Source organism: Saprospira grandis DSM 2844 (genome assembly GCF_000275825.1).
GTDB classification, from domain to species: Bacteria; Bacteroidota; Bacteroidia; order Chitinophagales; family Saprospiraceae; genus Saprospira; species Saprospira grandis_A.
The window spans coordinates 4,364,754-4,369,989 of record NZ_JH719942.1; the positions used below are offsets into that span (position 1 = coordinate 4,364,754).

Below are 5,236 nucleotides of genomic sequence, written 5' to 3' on the forward strand. Positions count from 1 at the left end.
GCCGAGCAGACCTGCGAGCGGCGCAGCATAGCGGCGGCCAGCTTGCTGGCCGCGGGCCCCAAAAAAAACTTTTTAAAAAAAGTTGATCATCTTCGGAACGATTTACCCCTTCCTTTAGTTTGGGTAAATGTAAGGCAATAAATCCCATCATTTTTCTGGCATTTTCAGCTAAAGAGGAACAAGCAAATTTGCTCCTCTGATTTCCTATTGTATAGTAAAAACAGTAGGTCAAAAAACTGGGCTCGCTTTACATATATAAAAAGTTCTTTTTTGTTAAACCTTCAAAACCATTATTATGTATAATGTAAATAAGAAGAAAATTAACTACAGTGAGGATGTTTATTATTTTGACATCTACACCAACAACTATCCGGTGACTATTCATCGGACGGATCGGGAGCTAGCGATCAAGACATTTCTTCGTTATCAGAAGGCAGGCAAGCGTTGCCAATGGTTAGGCCGTTGGAACGGAAAAAAGTTTGAGGACAATCAGCTTTTTGCCTCTTAGTATATTTCTTTTCAAGTTTCCCCAACAGCTAACATTTTTTCATTTAAAATTTATTTATGAGCGCCTCTTTAGCCGTATTATTTTCCAACTATCAACTTTATACACATCAATTAATTCAATTGCGCTGGCAAGCCAAAAGTCTTAGTCCTTGGATTTGGGCCCCTAAATTGGCCAAATTTGCTCTTGAGGCGGAGCGAGAAAAGGATTTGCTTTTAGATATTATGCTAGCGGATGGGCAGCTTCCGCCGGCTAGTAAAAGTGCGCATCAGCGTTTGGCCAACATCCCAGATTTGCAGGGCGTGAAAAAAACTTTGCCCAAAATTTTACTGCGTCTTAGAGAGAATAGTCAACTTATTTTGGGGCAAATTGAATCTTGGGCCAAAGAACAGCCGCAAGAAAAAAAATGGGCCAAACTAAAAGTGGCTCTTGAAGAGCGTTTATTGGAATTGGAAGTGGGCCCTAAGCGGCAGGAACTCTCTGCCTAATTTTGAAAGCTCTCTTTATTTGCTTAGCTTGGCCCGAACTATTTTTCAATTTTAAATACTATACATGTTAATCATCAAAGTAAAAGACAACGAGCCTATCGATAGAGCGCTCCGTCGTTACAAGCGTAAGGTGCGTAACACCAAACTACTCCGTGAATTCCGCAAGCGCAAACACTTCGAAAAGAAGTCGGTACAGCGTCGTCATGAGGTCCTAAAAGCGATCTACAAAGACGAGAAAGAAAGAGCAATGGAGGATTAGGCCTTGGTCTAAACACTTACTAGGCCCTTAGGGGTCGTATAAAATGGACTGTTGATTTTATATCAGTTCATTTTTTTTTGCCCTTTTCAAAAAATCGAGGTAAAATTCGGCCCAGCCCGCCCAGCCTTCAGCGGCATCAAAGGAGCTATTGTGCCAAAGGCTAATACAACAGCCCGATACTTCTTGCAGCTCGGACAGCAACTGGTCGCTTAGCGTTTTGGCGGTTTCTAAAGAACAAGATAAATAGTTTTTCAGGCTGACATCCATCAGGGCAAAGGGATAAATTTCTAGCTCTTTTTGCTTGTTTTCGCTCAAATCGAACCAATAAAATGGGCGGCTATAGCCTGCCCGAAAGCCAATATTGGCGGCATAGCCCATGCTATAATCCTCTTCTATACCCAAAGTAATCAGTTGCCGATAAGTTTGGGGAAAGCGCAGGCGCAAAAAGTGCTGCCGACTCTTTTTTGGGGCCTTTTTGGTCCAAAAAGCCAAACGCTTGATTTGCTCGCCCCAATCTCCAGCATAAGCTGGGTGAATCCCTATTTGATTTCCCGCTTGCTGCAGCTCTTGAATTAAACGGCCCAAAACGGCGGCCTTCCAAGGCGTGTTTTTATCATAAGGTCCATAATCGCCCAGCAGAAAAAAATAATGCGCAGCAGCAATATCCAAAGATTGATGTGCTTTGGCTAAATGCGAAAAGACATCATAGGGGTCTGGCTCCTGCCCTACTAAAACCGCTAACTGCCGCTTTAGTTCTTTGGGCCTTTGGTAGGCATTTTTGAGCAGTTTGCCGCCCTGCCGCCAGAGCGGCAAGCCCTTGTATTTGTAGGCAAAATCGATATCGTAAGTGGGCAAAAATGCATAGGCAAGCGCTTTGATTTCGAGCGCTGGAAACTGCTGGACCAATAACTCTCCCAAGCAATTAAAATGATAATCTAGCCAAGGCCGCCGCAAATAAGCCGCAAAAAAAGATTGCTCGGCAGAGAAGCGCCCATGTGGGTCTTCCTCAAAAGCTAAGTATTCCTCATAGCGACTGAGGGCCAAAAAGGCTAGGCTCAGAAGATCAAAATCAATAATCCCCCCTTTTGCAGAAAGGGCAAAGGGCCAGTTGTTTTGGTCCATTTGCCAAGCTATAGCGGGCAAGGGCCGAATATCTTCCTGCTCTAAAACCGCAGTAAGTTTGGGAATAAAAAGTGGGCTGTCTGCCAATTTGCCATAGGCTAACTTAGGGCCAGAATAAGCCAAAAAATCGGCCTTGCTGCTCAAAAAATGCAGCGAAAGGCCCAAATGCTGCTCAAAAATAAGCTGGGCAATATAGTGCAGACGAGCAGAAGAAAAAGGGGCATAAAAAGCAAGTGCTGACATCTAAATGGGATCTTTGGTCCGCAGTAGGCTTTTACCCGATTCATCTACTCGCTCGCCCAAATGGTTAATAAAAAAGTTCTCTTTGGCCTGCCAAACCTCGGTTAAGCCATTTCGGAAATGCCCCACAAAGTCATAGACAAAAGGAATCACTTCATTGCCTTCTACATCAATAAAGCCCCATTTATCCCATTTTTTTACCGCCGCTAGGTTTTCGCTAAAATCATAGGCTGCCAAATATTTGGGGGCAATAATAACCGTTTCTTCTTTCTTGTTATAAAAGCCCCAACGCTTGCTTTTGGCATCCTGAAAGCGACTCACATTTTCTAGCAGCTTGACCAAGTTCAGCATGCGGTCAATTTTCTCAAAGGCATCGGCATGCATTTCTCTAACGCCAGAGAGCAAAAGCTCTACAGATTCGGCATAGCGTTGCGCCTCATAAGATTGCTCGGCTAGTTGTTCCGATTCTTGCCAAATAGCCTCTCTTCGGCAAATTTCTATTTTATGCACAATGACGGCCTTGCTCGGCTTAAAGCCCTCTTCATAAAAATCTAGGGACTTGCGAAACTCTTCTTTGGCCTTGCCCCATTGCAGCTCCAAAAAAAGGGATTGGGCGGCTTTGATGTGCTTATCAAAGGGTGCTTTTTTTATGGCCAATTCTTCGGCCTGCAAAAGCTGATTGACCTGCTTAAACAGGCCTTCCATCTCTGCATCTTTGCGCAGTTGCAAGGCATCCTTGCAGTTAAAATAGGCATCTTGATAGCGATTTTGCTGCCAAGCTTCTCGGGCGGCCCGGGCATAATGTCGAAAGTCAATCTCCCGATGGCAACGATCAATTTTGGCCTCTAAAAGCTCCCGATGAGGCACAAAGCCCTCCCGCCAATGCTCTACAGCATCTTTGTATAATGGCAGGGCCGAACGCAAACGCTCCGGCTGCTGCTCCCAATTGGCAAAAAGCGCATCGGCTTCTTCCAATAAATCTTTAAAGGTATCTTCTAAATCAAATTTTTGCTGCCGGACCTTCAGCAGCTTTTGGTTGAGGTCCTGCACCAATTGGTCAAAGAGCTCGTTCTTTACATCCTCGCTGTCATAAATAGGCAAACCCGCCCGAGGCAAAACTGCCAATTCTCGATAAGCCGTATCCTCCCACCAACAGGTGTTCAAAATGATGGGCACCACCAAGGTTTTTTCTTTTCGATGTAAAGCTAAGGCCGTTTGTAGATTGCGGCCCGAGAACAAAGGGCTCAGAATAGAAGCCTCACTCAATAATAACAATAACAAATCCGCCGCCTCCATCATCTCGGCCAATTGCTCATAATCGCTGCTCTCCAATTTGGTTTTGCTATACCAAATTTTATTAACCTGATAGGTCTCGTTTTGCTCATCCAATTCTCGAAGATGCTGATAGAGCTCCTCAAATTTAGAACGGTCATCCGGATGATAGGCAATAAAAATATTGAGCGTATAAGTGGCCTTAATATACATCTAGCTAGGCTTTTTATAACGGGCGAGCTGAAGTAAACCCCATTTGTTGAGTCGATGCTGCAAAGATACACGCAAAACCCCAAAACCATACTTCATCGATCGCCTAAAGTTAATACTCGAGGCTTCTTCAAAGTATTTGGTAGGGCAGGTTACTTCTGCTATGTCAAAACCCGCATAGACAATCTGCGAAAGCATTTCATTGTCAAATACAAAATCATCATCATTGGCATTAAAGTCAATACCCTCCAATAATTCCCGATGAAAGGCCCGATAGCCCGTATGATATTCCGATAATTTGTAGTTGATTAAGAGGTTTTGTGTAAAGGTCAAAAAGCGGTTGGCCACATACTTATAAAGCGGCATTCCGCCTTTCAAAGCGCCCATACCCAAAATGCGAGAACCCAAAACAGCCGGATATAATCCCTCTCCCAAAATATTTACCATAGCCGGAATGAGCTTGGGCGTATACTGATAATCAGGATGCAACATAATCACAATGTCGCCCCCAATTTCTAGGGCTTTGTTATAAAGCGATTTCTGATTTCCGCCATATCCTTTGTTATTTTCATGCCGAATAATATGCTGTATGCCCAACTCTCTGGCCACATCTACGGTATTATCTCGGCTGCAATCATCACAAAGAATAACTGCATCCACTATATCAAGAGGAATTTCCTGATAGGTTATTTCTAAGGTTTGCGCTGCATTATAGGCCGGCAAAACGACCACCACTTTTTGTCCTTTATACATGGGCTATTTTTTCTTCTTCTTTTTCTTTTTGTCAGCCGCTTTTTTCAAGTAGCAGGTTTTCAAAACGATAGCACTACCCTCTACCTTACAATCCACTTCTTCGGGATTATCGGTTAGGCGAATGCTTTTCACTTTGGTCCCTCTTTTTACGACCATCGAGCTGCCTTTTACCTTCAAATCTTGGGTTACGGTTACGGCATCCCCATCTTCTAGCATGTTGCCATGGGCATCTTTTACTTCCATTTTCTTTGCTTTAATTCAACGAGACAAAGCCCGCTTTTATGTATAATAATATTCAGTTTTTTTCTTTGGGGCCTCCGCAGCAAAGCTGCGGCCCTACGTTTACTCCCTATGGTCGTCGAACTGGCGCCCCTATAGGGGCTGGTT

At 43.9% G+C, this 5,236-nt stretch carries 7 protein-coding genes; 3 read left to right on the forward strand and 4 right to left on the reverse strand.

Translation table 11 applies throughout. The annotated features are described in order from the left end of the window. Nucleotides 1–295 precede the first annotated feature (295 nt). From SAPGRDRAFT_RS19365 to rpsU, 3 genes are all read left to right on the forward strand, one after another. The gene (locus tag SAPGRDRAFT_RS19365) at nt 296–508 is read left to right on the forward strand and encodes a hypothetical protein (protein ID WP_002661176.1); all 213 of its coding nucleotides are present in this window, start codon (nt 296–298) and stop codon (nt 506–508) included. A 56-nt stretch (nt 509–564) separates the two neighbouring features. Continuing rightward, nucleotides 565–993 carry a hypothetical protein gene (locus SAPGRDRAFT_RS19370; protein WP_002661177.1) on the forward strand — a complete coding sequence of 143 codons (429 nt, stop codon included), beginning with the start codon at nt 565–567 and terminating at the stop codon, nt 991–993. Nucleotides 994–1,057: 64 nt separating this feature from the next. Beyond that, nucleotides 1,058–1,252 (forward strand): 30S ribosomal protein S21, encoded by a 195-nt coding sequence (rpsU, locus tag SAPGRDRAFT_RS19375; RefSeq protein WP_002661178.1) that lies wholly within the window; start codon nt 1,058–1,060, stop codon nt 1,250–1,252. 57 nt (nt 1,253–1,309) lie between these two features. Here rpsU and SAPGRDRAFT_RS19380 read toward each other — a convergent pair whose 3' ends face one another. Genes SAPGRDRAFT_RS19380 through SAPGRDRAFT_RS19395 form a run of 4 tightly spaced genes read right to left on the reverse strand, consistent with a single transcriptional unit; the run spans nt 1,310 to nt 5,092 of the window. Next, nucleotides 1,310–2,617, reverse strand: coding sequence for a polysaccharide deacetylase family protein (locus SAPGRDRAFT_RS19380; RefSeq protein WP_002661179.1), 1,308 nt, complete (start codon nt 2,615–2,617; stop codon nt 1,310–1,312). Further along, complete coding sequence (locus SAPGRDRAFT_RS19385) at nt 2,618–4,099, reverse strand: WG repeat-containing protein (protein ID WP_002661181.1); 1,482 nt, start codon at nt 4,097–4,099, stop codon at nt 2,618–2,620. After that, a complete protein-coding gene (locus SAPGRDRAFT_RS19390) occupies nt 4,100–4,849 on the reverse strand; it encodes a glycosyltransferase family 2 protein (RefSeq protein ID WP_002661182.1) in 750 nt (249 codons plus the stop codon). Nucleotides 4,850–4,852: 3 nt separating this feature from the next. Beyond that, a complete protein-coding gene (locus SAPGRDRAFT_RS19395) occupies nt 4,853–5,092 on the reverse strand; it encodes a zinc ribbon domain-containing protein YjdM (protein WP_002661184.1) in 240 nt (79 codons plus the stop codon). Nucleotides 5,093–5,236 lie beyond the last annotated feature (144 nt).